This is a genomic window from uncultured Aquabacterium sp. (genome assembly GCF_947366995.1).
In the GTDB taxonomy this organism is placed as follows: domain Bacteria; phylum Pseudomonadota; class Gammaproteobacteria; order Burkholderiales; family Burkholderiaceae_C; genus Aquabacterium.
This window is the reverse complement of sequence record NZ_CANBCC010000075.1, coordinates 1-19,925: the sequence shown is the minus strand read 5'-3', so window position 1 is coordinate 19,925 and position 19,925 is coordinate 1. Positions and strand designations below refer to the sequence as shown.

Sequence of the window (19,925 nt, the reverse complement as noted above, 5' to 3'; positions counted from 1 at the left end):
CCCATGGGCGGCGGCAAGGGCGGCTCCGACTTCGACCCCAAGGGCAAGAGCCCCGGCGAGATCATGCGCTTCTGCCAGGCCTTCGTGAGTGAGCTGTACCGCCACGTGGGCGCGGACACCGACGTGCCGGCGGGCGACATTGGCGTGGGCGCGCGCGAGGTCGGCTTCATGGCCGGCATGATGAAGAAGCTGACCAACCGGGCTGATTGCGTCTTCACGGGCAAGGGCCTCTCGTATGGCGGCTCGCTCATCCGCCCCGAGGCCACGGGCTACGGCACGGTGTACTTCGCCGCCGAGATGCTCAAGCAGAAAGGCATGGACCTGCAGGGCCTGCGCGTGGGCGTGTCGGGCTCGGGCAACGTGGCCCAGTACGCGGTGGAGAAGGCCATGGCCATGGGGGCCAAGGTCATCACGGTGTCGGACTCGAGCGGCACGGTGGTGGACGAAGACGGTTTCACGCCGCAGAAGCTGGCGGAACTGATGGAGGTGAAGAACCACCTGTACGGCCGCGTGGACGACTACGCCAAGCGTGTGGGCGCCACCTTCCACGCCGGCGTGCGCCCCTGGCGGGTGCCGATGGACGTGGCCCTGCCGTGCGCCACCCAGAACGAGCTGGATGGGGGCGACGCCCAGATCCTGGTGCGCAACGGCGTGAAGTGCGTGGCCGAAGGCGCGAACATGCCGTCGACGCTGGAGGCCGTGAAGGTCTTCGAGGAAAGCCGTGTGCTGTACGCGCCGGGCAAGGCCAGCAACGCGGGCGGCGTGGCCACCTCGGGTCTGGAGATGAGCCAGAACGCGATGCGCCTGTCGTGGCCGCGCGAAGAGGTGGACGCCCGCCTGAAGACCATCATGACGGGCATCCACCAGGCCTGCCTGAACTACGGCCGCCGCGCCGATGGCTCGGTGAGCTATGTGGACGGCGCCAACGTGGCCGGCTTCGTGAAGGTGGCCGACGCCATGCTGGCGCAGGGCGTCATCTGAGGCCCGAACGCGGGGGGCGGGAGGGGGCGCCGACGGGCGCAGACTCCGCCGCTGTGGGGCGTCCGCGCAGGCCCTCGATGTCGCGCCTGGGCGGCGAGCCAAACAGGCGGCTGTACTCGCGGCTGAACTGCGACGGGCTCTCATAGCCCACCTGGAATGCCGCACTGGCCGCATCCAGCCGCTCGTTGAGCATCAGGCGGCGTGCCTCGCTCAGCCGCAACCATTTCTGGTACTGCAGCGGGCTCATCGCGGTGAGCTGGCGGAAGTGGTGGTGCAGCGTCGACTGGCTCATCTGCGCCTGCGCGGCGAGTTCCTCGACACGCAGCGGTTGCGCGTAGTGCGCTTTGAGCCATTCAATGGCGCGGGCGATGCGCTGGCTCTGGCTGCCAGCCGATGCGATCTGCCACAGTCGGGCCGCCATGTCGCTGGTGAGCAGCCGGTAGTGAATCTCGCGCTCGATGAGCGGGGCCAGCACGTTCAGGGCTTCGGGCTCGTCCAGCAAGGTCACGAGGCGGTGAAAGGGCTCCAGCAAGCTCGCTGTCACCGTGCCCAGGGCGGCGCTCCCCCCGGCCGCACGGTCGCGGGTCGGTGCCGCCCCCGTCTGCGCGATGAGCTCGGCCACGATGCGCAGGTCCAGCCGCAGCACCAGGCCCAGGCACGGGTGTTCCGGGCTGGCTTCAAGCACCTGCGATGTGCCGGGCAGATCCAGCGCCGTGATGAGGAAGCGCTGCTGGTCGTAGGCATAGGCGTGGTCGCCGATCAGCAGCTGCTTGGCCCCCTGCACGACCAGGACGATGCTGGGCTCGACCAGGCAGCTGCAGGGGCCGGTCGGCGCTTCACGCCGGAAGAGCAGCAGGTTCTCGCGCGGTGTCTGGCAGTCTTCCACGCCGGCAGTCCACCGCTCGACCAGCGCCGAGAGGCGGGCGTGCAGCGCACCGAGTGCGAGCGCTTCTTGCTCCAGTCCGTCACCTTGCATGCACACCTCCGGGGAATCGGGACAGCGATGATAGGGCCCCGTCAGTGCACGTGGGCCAGTTCGTCCGCTCCGCAAGAGGATCAGGCAAGAACGCCGCAGGATCGGACTATCCAGACAAGGCGGGGCTGCGCAGAATGGCAGTCTGTTGCAGGATGCCAAGGAGACTCGGATGGTCAATCTAGTTGTGAACGGGACGCCCCAGCGCGTGGACGTGGCGCCCGACACGCCCCTGTTGTGGGTGTTGCGGGACACGCTCCAGATGACGGGCACCAAGTTCGGCTGCGGCATGGCGATGTGCGGCGCGTGCACCGTGCACGTCGATGGTCAGCCCGTTCGCTCGTGCGTGACGCCGGTGTCCACGGTGGCTGGCAAGAAGGTTGTCACCATCGAGGGCGTGGACCGCGGGCGTGTGGCCCGTGCGGTGCAGGATGCGTGGAAGAAGCTCGACGTGGTGCAGTGCGGTTACTGCCAGTCCGGTCAGATCATGAGCGCGGTGGCGCTGCTGGAAAAGAACCGCAAGCCGACCGACACCGACATCGACACCGCGATGTCCGGCAACGTCTGCCGCTGCGCCACCTATGTGCGCATCCGGGCGGCCATCCATGAAGCGGCAAGGAGCCTGGCATGAGGAACTTCACGATGAACACGGCGGCGCAACCCCGCATCGAGAACGACAGCCGCCGCCGCTTTCTGCATGGCACGGCGGGGTTGACGCTGGGCATCTACCTGCCTGGTGCAGTGGCTGCGGCGGCCAGGGGTGGGCAGGCGCTCGCCACCGCCAGTGCAGCCCCGGCTTTCGAGCCGAACGCGTTCGTGCGCATCGGCACCGACGGCACCGTGAAGGTGATCTCCAAGCACATCGAGATGGGGCAGGGCGCCTACACGGGCATTGCCACGCTGGTGGCCGAAGAGCTGGATGCGGCCTGGGCTCAGGTGAAGGTCGAAGGCGCGCCGGCCGACTCGAAGCGCTACAACAACCTGCTGTTCGGGCAGGTGCAGGGCACAGGCGGCAGCACGGCCATGGCCAATGCCTGGGAGCAGATGCGACAGGCGGGCGCCACGGCGCGGGCCATGCTGGTGGCGGCCGCTGCACAGACCTGGTCCGTGCCCGCGGGTGAAATCCGCGTGTCGGACGGCGTGGTGTCCCACCCGGCCAGTGGCCGCAAGGCCGGCTTCGGTGAGCTGGCCGAGGCGGCGGCGCGGTTGCCGGTGCCCACCGAGGTCAAGCTCAAGGATCCGAAGGACTTCAAGCTGATCGGCAAGCGTGCACCGCGCAAGGACACGTCCGAGAAGATCAATGGCAAGGCCCGTTTCACGCAGGATGTGCACCTGCCCGGCATGCTGACTGCCGTGGTCGCGCATCCGCCGCGCTTCGGCGCCAGGGTCAAGTCTTTCGATGCGAGCCGGGCCAAGGCCATCCAGGGCGTCGAGGATGTGGTGCCGATCCCGAACGGCGTGGCCGTGCTCGCGCGGGACACCTGGTCGGCGAAGAAGGGACGTGACGCGCTGTCGATTGAATGGGACGAGACGTCGGCTTTCCGGCTGGGCAGTGACGAGATCTTCCAGCGCTTCCACCAGCTTGCCCAGCAGCCGGGGGCGGTGGCGCGCAAGCAGGGTGACGTGGACGACGCGTTTCGCCAGGCCCGGCAGACGCTGCGCGCGAGCTACGACTTCCCCTATCTCGCGCACGCGGCCATGGAGCCCCTGAACTGCGTGGTGCGCCTGGGCAAGGACGAGTGCGAGATCTGGAACGGCGAGCAATTCCAGACCATCGACCAGACGGCGGTGGCGGCCCTGCTGGGCCTCCCGCCCGAGCGGGTCACCATCCACATGCTGTATGCCGGCGGCAGCTTCGGGCGGCGCGCCAGCAAGGATGCCGACTATGTGCTCGAGGCCGTCCACATTGCGAAGGCCATTCAGGGGCGCGCGCCCGTGAAGATGGTGTGGCTGCGCGAGGACGACATGAAGGCTGGCTACTACCGCCCGGCCTTCCACCATACGCTGGAAGCCGCGCTGGACGATCAGCGGCGCATCACCGGCTGGCGACACCGCCTGGTGGGGCAGTCCATCATGGCGGGCACGCTCTTCAGCGGGATGATCAAGGACGGCATCGACCCGGTGTCGGTGGAAGGCGCGTCCAACCTGCCGTACGGCATCCCGGCCATGCTGGTGGACCTTCACACGCCGACCGACATTCCCGTGCCCGTGCACTGGTGGCGCTCGGTGGGCTCCACGCACACGGCCTACTCGACGGAGACCTTCATCGACGAACTGGCGGCCGCGGCCGGACAGGATCCGGTGGCCTTCCGCCTCGGGCTGCTCGGCAAGCATCCGCGGCATGCGGCGGTGCTGAAGCTGGCGGCCGAGAAGGCCCAGTGGGGAACGCCGCTGAAGAAGGGGCCGGCTGGTGTGCGACGTGGTCGTGGCGTTGCGGTGCACGAGTCCTTCGGGTCGTATGTCGCCGAGGTGGCCGAGGTGTCCATCCAGGCGAATGGCGCGCTGCGCGTCGACCGTGTGGTCTGCGCGGTCGACTGTGGCACCGTGATCAATCCGGATGTCGTGCGGGCGCAGGTGGAAGGCGGCGTGGGCTTCGCGTTGTCGGCCGCGCTGTATGGCGCCATCACCTTGAAGGATGGCGTGGTGCAACAGTCGAACTTCCACGACTACCCGCAGCTGCGCATCAACGAGATGCCCGTGGTCGAGGTGCACATCGTGGCTTCGGCGGAGAAGCCGACCGGCATCGGTGAGCCCGGCGTGCCGCCGCTGGCGCCGGCCGTGGCCAATGCCATTGCGGCCGCGACGGGCAAGCGCGTGCGCAGCCTGCCGATCCGCACCGACGAGCTCAAGGCCTGATGGACAGCGTCGACCTGCAAGTGCTGGCCACGGCGCGGCAATGGGCCGCGCAGGGCCGGCGTGTGGCGTGGGTGACCGTCGCCCGCACGTGGGGCTCGGCTCCTCGCCCGCCAGGCTCCTGGCTCGTTGTGCGAGACGACGGGCTGATCGAAGGCTCCGTGTCTGGCGGCTGCATCGAAGACGACCTGGTGGCGCGCATGCGGGCGGGCGAGATGGGCGGCACGCAGCCGTTCACGCTCACCTACGGTGTCACGCAGGAAGAAGCCGCGCGCATCGGGCTGCCCTGTGGCGGCACGCTGGAGGTGGTGATCGAACCCTCCGCGTCCGCAGCCTTGCTCGATGAACTGGCTGCACGGCTGGCCCGGCGGCAGCTGACGACCAAGCGGGTGGACTTGCAGAGCGGGCTCACCACGCTGGCCGATGCGCCGCGGGGCGCCACCTGGCGCTGGGATGGCCAGCAATTGCACACCGTGCACGGGCCGCAGTGGCGCCTGTTGATTGTGGGCGCCGGACAGATCTCGCGCTACCTGGCGCAAATGGCGCTGGCCCTCGATTACGAAGTGACGGTGTGCGACCCGCGCGAGGAGCACAGCGCGGGCTGGGACGTGCCCGGCACGACGCTGGTCAGCAGCATGCCCGACGATGCCTTCCTGGCGATGGTGCCCGACCCTCGCTGTGCCGTGGTGGCCCTGACGCACGATCCGAAGCTGGATGACCTGGTGCTGCTCGAGGCGCTGAAGTCGGACGCCTTCTACGTGGGGGCAGTGGGCTCGCGGCTCAACAACAACCGGCGGCGCCAGCGGCTGACCCAGCACTTCGACCTGACCGTCGAGGAGGCCGCGCGCTTGCATGGCCCCGTGGGCCTGCCCATCGGCAGCCACACGCCGCCCGAGATCGCCGTGGCCATTGCGGCCGAGATGGTGGCGGTGCGCAATGGCGTGCAGATGCAGGGACTCGGCGTGGTGCCGCAGCCGCACGCACCCTCGTCCTGTGCGGTGGCCTGATTCCATGGAGCCCATTGCCGGATTGCTGCTGGCTGCGGGGGCGAGTTCACGCTTCGGCAGCGACAAGCTCACACACCCGCTTCCTTCAGGCGAACCGATGGTGGCCTGCAGTGCACGCGCCCTGGCCGATGCCACCGACACCTGCGTGGCCCTGATCCGATCGGGTCGCCCGACCTTGCATACGGCACTGGCTGACACCGGCGTGACGGTGCACGAGGTGGACGGCGCAGAAGCCGGCATGGGCGTCACCCTGGCGGCTGGCGTCCGGAGCACATCCCAGGCCGGGGGCTGGGTGATTGCCCTGGGCGACATGCCGGCGATCCACCCCGGCACGCTGGCCGCCGTGGTGCAGGCCCTGCGCGACGGTGCGTCCATCGTTGCGCCGTATCACGGGGGGCAGCGCGGGCATCCCGTCGGGTTCAGCCGAACGTGGTTCGAGGCCCTGACGGCCCTGGCGGGCGATGCCGGTGCCCGAGACTTGCTCCGCACCCACAGCGGACACCTCACCCGGATCGACGTGGACGACCTCGGCTGTGTGCTGGACGTCGACACGCCGGACGACCTGCGGCGCCTCGGCCGCTGAGGTGCTACGGGGCTGCGGTCAGCCCTTCTTCGTCGCGCGCTTCCCGCTCTTGCCTTCGGGCGCTGCCGTCTTGCGGTTTGCCTGTTCCAGCCACAGCAAGGTGTCCATCTGTGAAAGGAAACGCTGCAGATAGTCGGGCGACAGGCCCTTCATCAGATGCAGCGCCCGCAGCATCAGCCGGTGCGAGTTGAGCGGGCCGGCGTTTTCCGGGCCGCGTGCCACGGCCTGCGAGACCTGCTGCTCCGCCGCGATCCTCGACCACACTTCGCTGAAGCGGCGCACGCTCTTCATCTCGGATGCCCGCGGCGCGTCCCCCGGCAGTGCGTCCTGCGGTTCGTCGCGCGAGCGCTCGTGCAGATACCGGTTCAGTTCGACCAGGGCCGAGGGCCGGGGTGCGCTGCGCGCCGTGACGGCTGGCAGGCTCACCGACTGATCCATCCGGAAGACGTAGTCTGCAATGGCCGAATCCAGCCTCGGCCTCAGCACACGCTGTACCGCCGCAGGCTGTGATTGCGTGCGCCGCGCCAGGGCCTCCAGGTAACGGAAGCGAATCGGGTCGATGAGGTGGGCGCCTTGAGCGCGCAGGGCCTCGAGCCGGATGTCACTCATGGCCGGCCGGCTTGACGGGGCTGGATCGGGGCACTGGCGCCATCTCGACGCGTCGGTTCTTCGCGCGGCCGGCTTCGTCCACGTTCGGCGCGACGGGCTGCTCCGCACCGAAGGCCGCGGCAAACACCTGCGAAGAGGGCATGCCATCGGCGATGAGTGCGCGGGTCACCGTCAGTGCCCGCTGCGCGGACAGCTCCAGATTGTCCGAGAAGCGCTGGTTGTCGTTGCGCACCAGCTTGTCGTCGGTGAAACCGCTGACCATCAGCATCTCGTTGCGCTCGCCCAGGTACACGCGCAGGGGTTGAATCAGGCTCTTGAGCAGCTGCCGACCGTCCGGGCGCAACTCGTCCGAACCAGGGGGAAACAACACGCTGCCACTGATGCCGATCCGACCGTTGTACACGGTGACCCGGCCGCTCGCGAGCGGGCCGGCCAGAGCCTGCTCGAGGGCCATGCGCCGCTGTTCTTCCTGCTGGCGCTTGGCCACTTCCTTCTGCAGGTTGGTCGCCAGCTCCATGTGCACCACCAGCATCCCGACCAGCACAAGCACGAACGCACCCAGCAGGCCCGCCATCAGGTCGCCGAACACGGCCCAGACCGGTCCGCTCTGCTCCAGGCCGTCTTCGTCCTCGGTGCCCACCATCATGCGGCTCCAGCAGGGGCCTGGGCATGCAGACGGCGCAGGTCCTCCAGAATGCCTTGTTGCGAGACGATGCTCAGGTCGATCACTTCACGGGCCTGGGCCACATAGTAGGCCAGCTGCTCGTCGCTGCGGCTCAGGGATTGAGCCAGTGCCGCTTCAATGCGCTGCAGGCTGTCGACCAGCTTGTCGCTGCCGGTGTTGAAGCGCGTCACGCCCTCGTTGAACGCTTCGCCCAGGCTGCCGAGCTCCACCGCGCTGGCGGCCACATGCGCGGCCACGTCGTCGACCTTGCCGGCCTGCGCGCCCAGTGCGTCGGCAAAGCGGGCGCCGGCCTGCTCGAGCACACCCGCTGCCGAGCCCACCAGGTTGTCGATGGCGGCTTGCTGCTGGCTGGCCGCCACATCGAGGCGTTGAACCAGCCCGGCCAGCTGACCCATCAACGCGGCGCGTTCGGTCAGTGCAGCGTTGTCGCGCTCGCTGAGGGCGGCCATTTCCTGCCGCAGCTGCGCGATCACTTCGGCGGCCGCCTGCGGCACGTCGGAGGCCGTTTGCAGCAGCCGGGTGAGAGGCGCCTCCAGCGCCGCGCCCAGCGTGGCGAGGTGGCGCGCCACGGCCGTCTGCAATTCACCCAGGCGCGCCACCGCGGCCTGACCGCGCTGTGCCTCGTCGTCACGCAGGGCGGCCAGCTCGGTGCGCCAGACGGTGGCCAGCTGGTTCATGTGCTGACGTTGCTGCGTGGTCCATTCGGCCTCCGATGCCATGCGCGTGCGCACCAGCTCCTCCGATTGATTCAGCAGTTGCGTGACACCGGCGAGCGTCTGGCTCACGTGCTCGCTGGCGCGGCGGGTGATCTGGCCGGCTGCGGCTTCCAGGGCCTCGCACGTCGCTTTCTGTTGCGCGAGGGTGTGCGTGCCGGCACGCTGCCATGCATCCGCCAGCTGGTTCGCGGTCCCCTCCAGGGCCTGGTGCCAGGCGGCCAGCCGCTCGGCGTCGGCCGCCACCTGATGTGCGTGGGTCTGCTCAGCCGAGTGTTGGAGCGCCTGAACCAGTCCGGACGCGCGCTGATCGAACCCTTGCACGATGCCTTGCAGGTTGCGGTCCAGCGTGGCAGTCATGCGCTCGGTGGTGGCCTCGTGGTGCTGCAGCGCCGCCTGCCACGATTGCGCCGTCCGCTCAGCCGTTCCGGACCAGTCCGCTGCCAGGCTGGCAAGCTGGGCTTGTGTGGTGCTCAGCAGCCGCTCATGGGTGGCCTGGGCCGACGCCGTCACGCCGCTCATGGCCGACTCCACCACCGGGCGAATCGCCTCGCCCGCCAGGCGCGCACTCTCGGCGAGGCTGTGCTTCAGGGCCTGGCCCACCGTCTCTGCCAGGGCGGTATACGCGCCGCTCGCCTCCCGGTGAAACTGCTGCTGCTGCTCGACCAACTGGGCGTTCAGCTGCGCATGGCGTTGCTCGACGCCCTCCAGCAGGGCCTGCAGGCGATCGACCACCTGGGGCATGGCCTGGGCCTGGTCCTGCAGGGCTTTGAGTGTGTCCTCGTGCTGTTGCGCCTTCGACAGGGGGCGCAGTTCGTTGGCAATGCAGCCATCCAGTCGACGGGCCACATCCAGCCGCTCCCGCCGGCTGATGGCCGACATCAGCCCGAGCATGGCCGACGTGGCCACGCCCGCCACCGACGTGCCGAACGACATCCCGAGGCCCCGAATGGGCTCGGCCAGCGCGGCCCGGATAGCGGCCAGGTCAGATGAAGCCTCCAGCGCAAACACCGCCCCCTTGAAGGTGACCACCATCCCCAGGAACGTGCCCAGCATGCCTAGCATCACCAGCAGCCCGATCAGGTAGGGCGTGAGCGCCGGGGCGGGCAGGGCGATGCGATCCCCCTCGATGCGTGCGCGAACGGGGTTCTGCAGACTGGGGTGCAGGGCGCCGAGCCAGGTGGGCAGGTCGTCTTGGGCCTCGCTGGCCCGAGCCAGCGCGCTGTGCAGCGAGGCCGTGGCCACGCGGAACTGCCTCAGCTCCCAGCTGCCCAGCAGGTAGGTGCCCGTGATCAGCACGGTCATGGCCAGGGCAATGGCGTTCGTGCCGATGAAACCGTAGCCCACCCACCCCGCGGCCAGCAGGCCGAGGGCGAAAACCACCGCGATGATGTTCTTGCTCATGTGCGTTTCTGTTGTTCGTTCTGTGCGGCTTCCACCAGGCCCTGCAGCGGTCGAAGCCGGAGATGCAGCTCGGCGAGCAGCATCTCTTTCATGTCGTGTTCAAAGGCATGGATCCACCCGCCGGGCTGATGCCAGCGCTCCGGGGGCTGAGGCGCACGTTCCTGCGCCTGCCGCCAGTAGGCAAACCGCCGCTCCAGAAACACCGGCACCGATGCCAGCAGCTTCTGCGCCCGTGGTCCGAGCATCTGTTCCATGACCGAATCCAGGGCCACCAGCTGGCGCAGACCGGGCGAGCCCCGCGTAAGCGCCTGCCGCAACTCGGCTCGCAGGGCCGCCACCTGCTGGTCCATGCGCTTTTGCAGGTCGAGGTAGCGTTGATAGTACGGCGCGTACGTCACCTTCACCTCATCGGGCGCTGGCGCGGGGGGCTCCGCCGCACGCGCCCCCCGGGGCGGAAGGGGTGAGGAGGCCGGCACGGCGGGCGTCAGGCCGGCGCTCATTTCCAGGGTCACGCGGTGAAGGCGCTGCGACAGCGCCCCCGCATCAAGGGGCTCGCCTGCCTTGCGTGTCTGCGCCGGGTAGGCCTCGATCGACTGCAGCGCGCCGTCCAGCGTCACGGTGTCCATGGCGCCCAGCCAGCCGCTCAAGCGCTCGGCCACGTCCAGGCGGCTCGATTCCGCCTCCACCCTGGCCCATTCCTGGAGCAGGCGGAGGAGTCGCGATTGGCCAACATGTTGGCGCAGCGGCGTGCTGTCGGTGCCGGTCACGGCGCTGGGTCCTTGGAGCTGATGAGGGATGCGGGAGGAAGCCATCGCCATGCCGGCTGAGGCAGGCGAAACCCGCTATTGTCGGTCAGGTCGGACACTCGCCCCTGCTTCGGAGGGGCGGGGGCGACCGGAGGGGCGTGTTACAACCAGCACCCGGCCCACACTCCGTCCTGCCATGAAGATCTTTGCGCCCATCCTGCTCTGCATTTCCGTTCTTGCCGGTCCAGCCGCCTTCGCTAGCCCGGCCACCGATCGCTTGAGCACCTGCCTGACCGACAACACCAGCGGCAAGGACCGCAAGGACCTGGCTCGCTGGATTTTCGTGGCGATGTCGGTGCACCCGGAGATCCGCAGCCTGTCGTCCGTCTCGCCGGAAACGCGTGATCAGGCCGACAAGACCATGGCGGCACTGGTCACCCGGCTGCTGACCGCCAACTGCGAGAAGCAGACCCGGGAAGTCGTCTCACTCGAAGGCAACATGGGCATGTACAACGCCTTCCGCGCGCTGGGCGAAGTGGCCATGCGCGAGTTGATGGGCAGCCCCGAGGTGGCCGCGTCCGTCGGCGGCTATGTGCGCCATCTGGATCAGAAGAAGCTGGAGTCGGTGTTCCGATCAGGGAAGTGAGGCCTCGCCCCGCCAAGGGCTGACCTGTCACCTCACGCGCTTCTTGTCCATCCCTGCGTCGCCAAATGCCGTCGGGATATGGGCCATTCCTTCCCTCTGCGCTCTGTGGAAAGCTGAGCGCACATCACTCATCAGGAAGGAATCAACATGCGCAAACTTGTGGCTGTTGCGGCGTGGCTTGCGAGCCATGCCATGGCCCACGCCGTGGTGCTGTCTGACGCCCAGGTGTTGCTTGAGTCCGGCGCGAGCCAGGGTGCAGACTATCTGCTCCTCGTGAATCAGGCTCCGGAACGGGAGGATCTGACCGCGGTGTTCTTCAACAAGCAGAATGCGGCGGATTCTTCACGCCTGGGCGTCGAGACCTACACGGTCGACCAGGGCGTTGACCTGTTTCTGGTGCAGGCGGGTGATGTCATCTCCAGCGCCGCCTTGGCGGAGGGACGCTATCCCGTCTTGAAGGAACTGGGCGCGTTGGCGTTTGTGGACGTTCCCTTGCCGGGTGATTTCTACCTCGGGCTGGCCACCACCGACTATGTGTATGCCAGCGAGTACCAGACCCGGAATGTATGGGGCTGGGCGCATTTTCGGAACGATGGAGCTGGGCTCCGCTTGCTCGGCAGCGCGGTGGCTTATGGCGAAGGCGGCATCGTGGCCGGCACCACCACGGCGGTGCCCGAGCCCAGCGCGTTGGTGCTCGTTTGCCTGGGGCTGACTGGCATCGCATGCGTGTCGCGGAAGACGCCCCGGCTGACCGCCTGAAACCATTTCGCACATTCGATACGTGCCTGCGCGTGGATGGCGGAACAGCGATTGCTGGAGAAGGAGGCTTTCACTCACAAACGAGAAAGGACCTCCACATGAAGAAGCTTCAACCCATCGCCCTTGCCACGCTGCTCGCCCTGGGCCTTGCCTCCGGTGCACAGGCACAAACCACCACGGCCCCGGCAGACAGCTCGCAGAACACGAGCACGCGTGCGACCGTGCCGGAAGCCGATCGAGATTTCATCAAGGCCGCCGCCGAGTCCGGCCATGCCGAGGTGCAAGCGGCCCGCATGGCGGTGGCCAAGTCCACCAATGCCGAGATCAAGAAGTACGCCCAGATGCTGATCGACGATCACACCAAGGCGAACGCCAAGCTCGCGCAGATCGCCAAGTCCAAGAACGTGTCGCTGCCCAAGGAGCCCTCGCTGATGCAGAAGGGCAAGCTGCAGCTGTTGAAGCGCGCTGATGGCGTCGACTTCGACAAGCGCTTTGCCGAGGACATGGGCGTGGACGCCCACCGCAAGGTGATCGAGCTCTTCCGCGAAGAGGTGGCCAACGGGCGTGACCCGGAAGTCAAGGCCTTCGCCCAGGAGACCTTGCCGAAGCTGGAGCAGCACCTGGAGATGGCCCAGAAGCTTCAGAACCAGACCGACAAGCGTGACAGCGATGTCAACAACAAGGTGAACGCACCCGCGAAGTAACGCGGGGCGGGTCTGGTGTCCAGCAGGGGCCGAGGCGTCGCCATGTCAGGCGCCCCGGCGCCCCCGGAACGCCGCCAGGCCGGCCAGTCCGGCGAGAACAAGCGCGATGCTGTGCGGCTCCGGCACGCTGGCGATGACGGTGCGACCCGCCGAAACGCTCAGTGTGGGAGACGAGAGATAAATCAGGCCGTGATTGAAGCTCGTGGTCGCGTCACCGATGAGCCTGATCTGCACGCTGCCCGTGCCCAGCACCTTGAAGGACAACCGGGCAAGCGGCAGGGTCGCCTGACCCTGGTCCGTGATGCCGGGGAAAGCCGACCCCGACAGCGTCACCCCCGTGAGTGACGCGTCGTCGTTCCAAACGGGGGCCAGGGCGACGTTGGTCAGCGCGAGCACCGATTCGTCGAACAGCACGTCCATGCCGAAGGCCAGCAGTTCATCGCCAGCCCGGTCTCCGTCAAATGGCTGCTGCACATGCACGTTGAGCTGAAAGGTGTCGCCCAGCGCGACTGACTGGGGCCCGGTCAGGGTGATCGTGGCGGCCTGGGCTTGAACCGACAATGCGGCGACCAGGGCGGTGAGGGCGTATTTCAGAATCATCCACATACTCCGTGAAGCAAAGGTCGCAGCTCACTGCCGCGTGAACAGTCCGTACCAGATCTTGTAGTCAGCCTGCGAGATGCAGTTGTCTGCGTCGAAATTGGCGAGGGGTTGATAGCGCGCATCACCTTCGCAGCTGCCCATCGCGGCGCGCTGTGCGTCCCGGTCTGCCGCATTGATGAGGCCATCACCGTTGATGTCGCCCAGCTTGCGGACGGCAAACGGCACGCGGGAGGCGGCTTCCTCGTAGCCATCGTTCAGCAGGAATGCGACGTAATACTCACCCGCCGTCAGACCACTGAACGAGAGGGTGCCCGCCGGGCCGCTGGCATAGCGCCACTGCACCGATGGGCTGGCCGAGCCCGGTTGTTGGCCTGCGCGGTAGATGCCGATCCAGTCCTTCGGGTTGCCCGGCATGCCGGACCATTGGACGGTGAGGGCCTCGCCGGAGCGGATCAGGTTTCGACTCACGCCCAGTTGTCGAGGCGTCGGTTCCACCGCGCCACCCTTGCCCACGGTGAAGGCGACGCGGTTCGACACCTCCGTGTATGAGTCGTTGATGTACAGCGCCAGGAAGTACTCGCCGTCAGGCAAGGTCTCGGTGGGCGACAGGCTGCCGCGCGCGCGTCCGTCCACGTAGTAGTACGCGACGAGCAGGTCCACGCCCGGCGTGGCGCCCTTGCGGAAGACGCCGATGTAGTCCTTGGCCGTGCCGGGGCCGTCGGCGAACCGGATGTCAAGACGTTCGCCGCTCTCCAGGGCGGTCTTCACCAGGCTGACCGTGGAGATCTCCGTGCCGACCGCAAACGGGACCCGCTCGGAGATCTCGAAGTACGCGTCGTTGATGAGGAACGCGGCGTAGTAGTAGCCCTTGTTCAGCGCACCGAGGGTGACGCTGCCCGACGTGCTGGGCGTGTAGGCCCACGTGGTCGACCCCACGCCGCCGGGCTCCTGCCCGACGCGGTAGACACCGACCCAATCCTTTGCACCGCCCGGCGCATTGCTCCACGTGACGGTCGGGCGTTCGCCCTCGTTGAACTGAGACTTGTTGACTGCCAACTCCGGGGCGTTGCCCACGTAGAAGGCAGACCGCGGCGCCACTTCCACATAGCCGTCGTCGGCGAAGAAGGCCGCGTAATACTCGACCCCCGCAGGAAGCCCCGAGAAGGCAAGGCGCCCGCTGGGGCCGGAGACGTAGCTCCATTTCACGGACGGCGTCGCCTTGCCTGGCGTCTGCCCCTTGCGATAGATACCGATCCAGTCCTTTGCGCCACCGCGTCCGTTCATGTACTCGATGGTGACCGGCTCGGCTGCGGCCCAGACCTTCTTCGCGAGACGGAGGGCGGGCTGCCCTTCGGCGGCGCCTTCGACCTTGAAGCTGCGGGCTTCAGACCAGGGGGACCACTCCGCATTGGCGTCGCGATGGCGCGCCCGTACGTAGTAGGTGCCGTTGGTCAGCGCGTTCCCGCCCACCGTGTAGGCCTCGATGTCCAGGCCGGAATGGATGTCCACCGGCTCATAGTCTGGTGCCCCGGTGTCGCCATAGACGTTCTCCACGTCCCTGATGAGATCGACGACATTGTTGGAGAAGGTCGGGTCGCGTGCAATCTGGAAATGCGCGCTGTTGAGCGCCTGACCGGACGAAGACTGGAACGGAGACAACCTCACCGTGTACGGCAGGGTCACCGTGTCGCCCTCGGCGAGGCCCACAATTGCCGGCTTCTCGGGCGGGCCGGCATCTAGCTTGCGCTCGAACTCATCAACAAGGCGACTGCTGTAGGCAAAACCGAGTTTGGGGTGACCCTCGGCGTAGGACGAGACCTTCATCGTGCGGGCGCCCAGATCAAAGTCGATGAGCTGCCACGTCCAGTTCGCGATGGTCTTTTGCACGTCGTCGAAGTCGCGCTCGGTGGACTGGCCCCAGAACTGGTCCCATGCCGTGCCGCCGCTGATGATGTGGTACACCGGCCAGTCACGGGTCTGACCGCGCGCATAGAGGTGATGGTGCGCGCCGATGTTGAGGACGTGCTTCTTCGTGCCCGCAAGAATGGGCATGGCCGTGTCGCGGAACCACTGCGAGATGTCACCGACGTACTGCTCGGCCTGATAGGGCCGGTGCACCACGCTGATGATCCAGTCGACATCCGGATCGGTGTTGGCGGCCCCGACCACTTTGCGCAGCCATTCCGTCTGCGCCGCAAAGCCCGACTCGGAGTTCACGTACACGAGCAGAACGCGGCCCACCTGGTGCGCATAGTAGGTCTCGTCAACTGCAGGCGGGATGCCCTTGTAGCTGGTCTGATCGTAGAAGTAGTGCGCACGCCAGTTGGCGAGCCCAGGGTCGTAATACGTCTCGTGATTGCCGAGCGCCGTCATGATCGCCAGGTTGCCCGACACCACCGAGGACGGCTTCATGTGCACGAACTCGTAGTGGTCAAGGGTGCCGACGTCGACCTGATCACCGTTGTTCAGCATCAGGTGAACAGACTCCTCCAGCGGTTGGCCTGTGAGGGACTCTATCTTCTTCTTCGCAGCCTGCAGCAGCGGCGTGTGCCTGTCGTCATTGCGCAGTTGGTGATCGCCCGTCACCAGGATGCGGAAGTGACCTGTCTTGCGTGCTGCAGTGGGTTGTGTACGGAAGCGGTAGATCGGCGACACCTGGGTGCCCGTGCGGACCCGGTAGGCATACAGCGTCTCTGGCTGCAGGCCGGTCAACTGCACACCATGCAGCCGGTAATTGCTGGCGAGGGCCTGTGTTGAACCGGAGGCTGAGCGGTTCAGCGGCCCGCCATCCAGACCGTACTCGACGACCGACTCATCGCCCTCGGCGGTTTTCCAGGAGACCCAGATCGAACTTGCCGTGGGCGTTTGCAGGTAGGGCGTGATGTCGGCTGCGAGAGCGGCCATCCAGCTCACGCACCCGCTGATGAGGATGGTTGCACTGCGCCACAGGCGTCGTGCAGAGAAAGCAGGCTGTTGCATGGTGCTTGTTCTGATGAGGACAAGCACCCGATTGCAGCAACAAGACGTGACGCGGTGCAGTTGGCAGTCTGGCGCGAGATGATCCGATCAGACCAGAATCCCCTTGATGAGGGGGCTGGCTCAATGCGCGAGCTTGATCGTCGCCACGCCTGCGACGATCAAGGCCACACCGAGGTAACGCGCAAGGGACGTCGGATCGCCATAGACCCACACGCCGACGAGAAACGTACCCGCAGCGCCAATGCCAGTCCAGACGGCGTAAGCGGTGCCGATCGGAATGTGCTTCTGTGCCATCCAGAGCAGCCATCCGCTCATGCCCATGAACACCACCGCGATGGCGATACCGAGCCACCGCGTGGAATCCTCTTGTGCCATCTTCAGGCCGATGGGCCAGCCGATCTCGAAAAGCCCTGCCAGGATGAGAAAGGTCCAACTCATGATCCTTGCCTTGCCGGTGTGTTGCGTTGGGGCGCGGCGCAGCGCTCAATGTCCTGAAAGATCTCGCGCCAGGTGACATCACCGATGTCCGCGAGGCCCAGGTAGCGCAGCATGAAGGCCCCTTCTGTGGCAAGAAAGGCCAGCCTTGCGCGGCGGCCGTCGTCGGTGGTGGCGTCGATCTGCGCGAACTGAGCGGCATACCATGCCCTGATCCCCGCAACCTGCTCTCTGGACTGCAGCAGGGCGGCCAGCAGGCTGGCGGAGCGCGTATTGAGCGAATGCGCGGTGGCGGTCACCCTGACGTGTCGCTCGGTGGGCGTGAGCTCTTCGTGGCCGGCCTGGCTGTCCAGCGACGCCTTCTCGGCTTCATAGGCAAGGTTCCAACGATCGAGCATGGCGGCGATCAGGCCTTCCTTCGTTCCGAAGCAAGACTGCACGCCGCCTTTCGTGATGCCAGCGCCCTTTGCGACCGCATCGAACGTGAGCTCGCTCACACCACGCGCCACGACGATGGACTCTGCCACGTCGAGAACGCTGTCCCGGTCGATCGATCTCGGGCGGCTCATGGGCACCTCCGTTGTTCCAGTCGCTGATTGCAATACGAGCGTAATGTAACTTCTCTGGAAAGGCCCTTGGGTCTGTCCGGGCTGCATGCGTGCCCGTAGAATCACCCGTGGGTGTTCGCTGCATTCGGCGGCGGGCAGGTTGATGCGATGGTCGGGCCGCCACGCGGACCTGTCACGACCATGAACACGACCCTTTCGCTGCGTGCCCCAACCCGCGCTCAACTGCTGGCCGAACGGGCCTTCGCCAGCCTGGAACGCTTCCTCCACATCGAAGCCGTCAGCGGCGTGGCGCTGCTGATTGCTGCGGCCTGCGCGCTTGTCTGGGCGAACTCACCATGGGCCGCCAGCTACCACGCCGTGTGGCACACCCCACTTTCCATCGGGCTGGGCGGCTGGGTTTTCTCCCAGTCGCTGCACTTCTGGATCAACGATGCCTTGATGACGGTCTTCTTTCTCGTCGTGGGCATGGAGATCCGTCGCGAGATCCATGAAGGCGCGCTGAGCGATCTGCGGCAGGCCGCATTGCCGGTCGGTGCGGCGCTGGGCGGGGTGGTGGTGCCAGCCTTGATCTACCTGGCTTTCAACAGCGTGGCTGAGCGTCAGCATGGTTGGGCTGTGCCCACCGCCACCGACATTGCCTTCGCCGTCGGTGTTCTTGCGTTACTGGGCAGGGGCATTCCGGGCAATGTGCGGGTGTTCTTGCTGGCTCTCGCCATCATCGACGACATCATTGCCGTTCTGATCATTGCGTTGTTCTACTCGAACGGTCTGCAGATGGTGGGCTTCGGCGTGGCGGCGCTCGGCTTGCTGATGGTGATCGGGCTGCATCGCATCGGTGTCGGAACGGCGTACGCCTACGTGATTCCGGGCGCCATCACCTGGCTGGGCCTGCTGGTGACGGGCGCTCACCCGACCCTGGCCGGTGTGGCCCTCGGGCTCATGACACCGGTGGCGGCGATCGGGCTGCGTGAGGCGCCGCTCGAGACCGTGTCCCGCATTGCCGACGAACTGCAGCAGCAGGGGCAACTGGACGAGCCAGGCGAGCAGGTCCTGGCCCGACGCGTCCGCGAATTGCGCGTGGCGCAGCGCGAGCTGTTGCCGCCGGTGGTTCGCATCCAGGCCGCACTCCACCCGTGGGTGGCGTTTGGGGTCATGCCGCTGTTCGCCCTTGCCAATGCAGGCGTGAGCCTGGGTGGTGTCGACCTTCAAGCCGGGGGCGCGTTGTGGATCATGCTGGGCGTGGCAGTGGCCCTGGTGGCCGGCAAGCCGCTTGGCGTGGTGGGCGTGAGCTGGCTGCTGGTGCGGCTGGGCTGGTGCCGCTTGCCACAAGGGGTGTCGTGGGGCGGGGTGTGGCTCGTCGGGATCCTGGCTGGCATCGGATTTACGATGTCCATCTTCATCGCCATGCTGGGTTTTACCGACGAGCAGATGCTCAGCGCAGCCAAGCTCGGCGTGTTGCTCGGGTCGTTCGTGGCCGCGGTGGCCGGGCTGGCATGGGGGCTCTTCTATGTCCGTGGCCGGCAGCGCAGCCACATCCTGTCTGCAAGCTGAGGAGCCCATGCCGCGTTTCACCGCTTTCCTTCGGGGCGTCAGCCCGATGAACGCGAAGATGCCCGAGTTGAAAGCCGCGTTCGAGTCTGCGGGCTTTGCCAATGTGCGAACGGTGCTGGCAAGCGGGAACGTGGTGTTCGACTCCGAGCGGACCGACGAGCGGGAGATCGAGCGGCTGGCGGAAGAGGCCATGATGCGTGCGCTGGGTCGGTCGTTCTACACGGTCGTCCGGTCTTGTGCCCATCTCGCTGACGTGCTCGCTACCGACTGGTACGCCACCCACGGCATACCGCCCGAGGCGAAGCGCGTGATCACGTTCATGCGTGAGTCGCCGGTGCCCCGGGTGCCGCTGCCGCTGACCGAGGCGTTTGCGAGCGTCTTTCTTGTGCAGGGTCGAGAGGCATTCAGCGCCTACCGGCCGTCGGGGGAGGGGCCGGTGTTCATGCGGCTCATCGAGCAGGCCTTTGGCAAGGATGTGACCACGCGGACGATGGACACGGTGGCGCGCTGTGCGAGGGCGTGAGAAGCGGCCGATCTGCTTTTCTCATTTAGTTGACATAAGAAACATCGTCAATAGTCAGTGTACTTGGGGAAGCGTTGCGTTTCCAAGGTTGCAAAGCAACACGAATGTGATTTTGTGCACTTTGATGTGTTGCATTACGATGAGCGATTGCACTCACGACTGCTTATGCTCATCACGCTCCCGGACCGGACATCTCTCTTGGTGGATAGCCAAATGCTGCCGCGCTATTGGTCGGCCGTTTGGATGCTGTTCCATGCCGGGGGGCTTGCACTTTCGACGCAGCAACGCAAGCTTTCCCACATAGAAGCGCTTTATGACCACGCGGAAAGATCCGGCGTGTGTCTGGACGACCTGATTGCTCGTCTGGACCTTGATGCACTAGGCAACGCCCTAGAAGCGTTCTTCATTAGTCAGAAGAATGTCTCGGAGCCGTCCTCCCAAGTGCTGGTGCGTTGGAACAATGCCTTTCACTTTGTTCGGGACACCTGTGAGCGCATCGCCAAGAATCCCAGAGCACGACAACGCATGGATGAAATGAGAGAACGGATGTATTGACCCAGTGAATTCCTGCTCAGGTGTTAACGTTGAAGGAAACGACGATG

General features: G+C 66.5%; 20 protein-coding genes. 11 read left to right on the top strand and 9 right to left on the bottom strand.

All coding sequences use genetic code 11. The features are described from left to right. The coding region (locus Q0Z44_RS15790) for a Glu/Leu/Phe/Val dehydrogenase dimerization domain-containing protein (RefSeq protein ID WP_298014513.1) at nucleotides 1-981 on the top strand (981 nt) is incomplete at its 5' end. Here Q0Z44_RS15790 and Q0Z44_RS15785 read toward each other — a convergent pair. Continuing rightward, on the bottom strand, nucleotides 974-1,957 hold the full coding sequence (locus Q0Z44_RS15785; protein ID WP_298014511.1) for an AraC family transcriptional regulator: 984 nt from the start codon (nucleotides 1,955-1,957) through the stop codon (nucleotides 974-976). The genes Q0Z44_RS15790 and Q0Z44_RS15785 overlap by 8 nt on opposite strands. Nucleotides 1,958-2,126: 169 nt before the next feature. On the opposite strand from Q0Z44_RS15785, the gene Q0Z44_RS15780 reads away from it, so the two are divergent. Genes Q0Z44_RS15780 through Q0Z44_RS15765 form a run of 4 tightly spaced genes read left to right on the top strand, consistent with a single transcriptional unit; the run spans nucleotide 2,127 to nucleotide 6,397 of the window. Further along, nucleotides 2,127-2,585: a (2Fe-2S)-binding protein gene (locus Q0Z44_RS15780; RefSeq protein WP_109038524.1), complete on the top strand. Its 459-nt coding sequence runs from the start codon at nucleotides 2,127-2,129 to the stop codon at nucleotides 2,583-2,585. Further along, entirely contained in the window at nucleotides 2,582-4,810 is a 2,229-nt protein-coding gene (locus Q0Z44_RS15775; RefSeq protein ID WP_298014510.1) for a xanthine dehydrogenase family protein molybdopterin-binding subunit, read from the top strand. The genes Q0Z44_RS15780 and Q0Z44_RS15775 overlap by 4 nt, the downstream gene beginning before the upstream one ends. Beyond that, entirely contained in the window at nucleotides 4,810-5,814 is a 1,005-nt protein-coding gene (locus Q0Z44_RS15770; RefSeq protein ID WP_109038522.1) for an XdhC family protein, read from the top strand. The genes Q0Z44_RS15775 and Q0Z44_RS15770 overlap by 1 nt, the downstream gene beginning before the upstream one ends. A gap of 4 nt (nucleotides 5,815-5,818) precedes the next feature. After that, nucleotides 5,819-6,397 (top strand): nucleotidyltransferase family protein, encoded by a 579-nt coding sequence (locus Q0Z44_RS15765; protein WP_298014508.1) that lies wholly within the window; start codon nucleotides 5,819-5,821, stop codon nucleotides 6,395-6,397. An 18-nt stretch (nucleotides 6,398-6,415) separates the two neighbouring features. Here Q0Z44_RS15765 and Q0Z44_RS15760 read toward each other — a convergent pair whose 3' ends face one another. The 4 genes from Q0Z44_RS15760 to Q0Z44_RS15745 are packed head-to-tail and all read right to left on the bottom strand — an operon-like array spanning nucleotide 6,416 to nucleotide 10,575. Then, nucleotides 6,416-7,006: a DUF2894 domain-containing protein gene (locus Q0Z44_RS15760; RefSeq protein WP_298014505.1), complete on the bottom strand. Its 591-nt coding sequence runs from the start codon at nucleotides 7,004-7,006 to the stop codon at nucleotides 6,416-6,418. Further along, entirely contained in the window at nucleotides 6,999-7,649 is a 651-nt protein-coding gene (locus tag Q0Z44_RS15755; protein WP_109038519.1) for an OmpA family protein, read from the bottom strand. Before Q0Z44_RS15755 ends, Q0Z44_RS15760 begins: the two co-directional genes overlap by 8 nt. Continuing rightward, nucleotides 7,649-9,808 carry a DUF802 domain-containing protein gene (locus Q0Z44_RS15750; protein WP_298014503.1) on the bottom strand — a complete coding sequence of 720 codons (2,160 nt, stop codon included), beginning with the start codon at nucleotides 9,806-9,808 and terminating at the stop codon, nucleotides 7,649-7,651. Before Q0Z44_RS15750 ends, Q0Z44_RS15755 begins: the two co-directional genes overlap by 1 nt. Then, nucleotides 9,805-10,575 (bottom strand): DUF3348 family protein, encoded by a 771-nt coding sequence (locus tag Q0Z44_RS15745; protein WP_159099047.1) that lies wholly within the window; start codon nucleotides 10,573-10,575, stop codon nucleotides 9,805-9,807. The genes Q0Z44_RS15750 and Q0Z44_RS15745 overlap by 4 nt, the downstream gene beginning before the upstream one ends. A gap of 175 nt (nucleotides 10,576-10,750) precedes the next feature. On the opposite strand from Q0Z44_RS15745, the gene Q0Z44_RS15740 reads away from it, so the two are divergent. From Q0Z44_RS15740 to Q0Z44_RS15730, 3 genes are all read left to right on the top strand, one after another. Continuing rightward, a complete protein-coding gene (locus Q0Z44_RS15740; protein WP_298014500.1) occupies nucleotides 10,751-11,200 on the top strand; it encodes a hypothetical protein in 450 nt (149 codons plus the stop codon). Between the two features lie 147 nt (nucleotides 11,201-11,347). Further along, complete coding sequence (locus Q0Z44_RS15735) at nucleotides 11,348-11,959, top strand: PEP-CTERM sorting domain-containing protein (protein ID WP_298014498.1); 612 nt, start codon at nucleotides 11,348-11,350, stop codon at nucleotides 11,957-11,959. A gap of 98 nt (nucleotides 11,960-12,057) precedes the next feature. Continuing rightward, entirely contained in the window at nucleotides 12,058-12,663 is a 606-nt protein-coding gene (locus Q0Z44_RS15730) for a DUF4142 domain-containing protein (protein ID WP_298014496.1), read from the top strand. A 45-nt stretch (nucleotides 12,664-12,708) separates the two neighbouring features. Here the strand turns inward: Q0Z44_RS15730 and Q0Z44_RS15725 are convergent, their stop codons facing one another. The 4 genes from Q0Z44_RS15725 to Q0Z44_RS15710 form a co-directional block, all read right to left on the bottom strand. Continuing rightward, a complete protein-coding gene (locus tag Q0Z44_RS15725) occupies nucleotides 12,709-13,263 on the bottom strand; it encodes a cohesin domain-containing protein (protein WP_298014494.1) in 555 nt (184 codons plus the stop codon). A gap of 30 nt (nucleotides 13,264-13,293) precedes the next feature. Then, complete coding sequence (locus Q0Z44_RS15720) at nucleotides 13,294-16,245, bottom strand: metallophosphoesterase family protein (protein ID WP_298014492.1); 2,952 nt, start codon at nucleotides 16,243-16,245, stop codon at nucleotides 13,294-13,296. Between the two features lie 120 nt (nucleotides 16,246-16,365). Further along, a complete protein-coding gene (locus Q0Z44_RS15715) occupies nucleotides 16,366-16,683 on the bottom strand; it encodes a multidrug efflux SMR transporter (RefSeq protein ID WP_298014490.1) in 318 nt (105 codons plus the stop codon). Next, nucleotides 16,680-17,249, bottom strand: a complete 570-nt coding sequence (locus tag Q0Z44_RS15710; RefSeq protein ID WP_298014488.1) for a TetR/AcrR family transcriptional regulator — start codon at nucleotides 17,247-17,249, stop codon at nucleotides 16,680-16,682. Before Q0Z44_RS15710 ends, Q0Z44_RS15715 begins: the two co-directional genes overlap by 4 nt. 180 nt (nucleotides 17,250-17,429) lie before the next feature. On the opposite strand from Q0Z44_RS15710, the gene nhaA reads away from it, so the two are divergent. The 3 genes from nhaA (at nucleotide 17,430) to Q0Z44_RS15695 (ending at nucleotide 19,878) form a co-directional block, all read left to right on the top strand. Further along, the gene (nhaA, locus tag Q0Z44_RS15705) at nucleotides 17,430-18,800 is read left to right on the top strand and encodes a Na+/H+ antiporter NhaA (protein ID WP_298014486.1); all 1,371 of its coding nucleotides are present in this window, start codon (nucleotides 17,430-17,432) and stop codon (nucleotides 18,798-18,800) included. 7 nt (nucleotides 18,801-18,807) lie between these two features. Then, on the top strand, nucleotides 18,808-19,323 hold the full coding sequence (locus Q0Z44_RS15700; RefSeq protein WP_298014463.1) for a DUF1697 domain-containing protein: 516 nt from the start codon (nucleotides 18,808-18,810) through the stop codon (nucleotides 19,321-19,323). 213 nt (nucleotides 19,324-19,536) lie between these two features. After that, nucleotides 19,537-19,878: a hypothetical protein gene (locus tag Q0Z44_RS15695; RefSeq protein ID WP_298014460.1), complete on the top strand. Its 342-nt coding sequence runs from the start codon at nucleotides 19,537-19,539 to the stop codon at nucleotides 19,876-19,878. Nucleotides 19,879-19,925: the final 47 nt, after the last annotated feature.